This window comes from Pantoea anthophila, from assembly GCF_006494375.1.
GTDB classification, from domain to species: domain Bacteria; phylum Pseudomonadota; class Gammaproteobacteria; order Enterobacterales; family Enterobacteriaceae; genus Pantoea; species Pantoea anthophila.
This window is the reverse complement of record NZ_VHIZ01000030.1, coordinates 1-339: the sequence shown is the minus strand read 5'-3', so window position 1 is coordinate 339 and position 339 is coordinate 1. Positions and strand designations below refer to the sequence as shown.

Below are 339 nucleotides of genomic sequence, written 5' to 3'. Positions count from 1 at the left end.
GGGTCCTGAAGGGACGTTGAAGACGACGACGTTGATAGGCCGGGTGTGTAAGCGCAGCGATGCGTTGAGCTAACCGGTACTAATGACCCGTGAGGCTTAACCTTACAACGCCAGAGGCGTTTTTTGAGAGACATGATTTTCAGTTTGTGACGGATAAAGAATTAGCAGAAGCGAAGATTTTTTCGTTTCGTGCACCAAGATTTGCCTGGCGGCTGTAGCGCGGTGGTCCCACCTGACCCCATGCCGAACTCAGAAGTGAAACGCCGTAGCGCCGATGGTAGTGTGGGGCCTCCCCATGCGAGAGTAGGGAACTGCCAGGCATTATATAAGTGAAGAAGC

At 52.8% G+C, this 339-nt stretch carries 2 rRNA genes; both read left to right on the top strand.

Annotated elements, in window-relative coordinates:
• Positions 1-104, top strand: a 23S ribosomal RNA gene (locus tag FJW00_RS05920); the annotation flags it as partial.
• 100 nt (positions 105-204) lie between these two features.
• A 5S ribosomal RNA gene (rrf, locus tag FJW00_RS05915) occupies positions 205-320 on the top strand.
• The last annotated feature ends 19 nt before the right edge of the window (positions 321-339 follow it).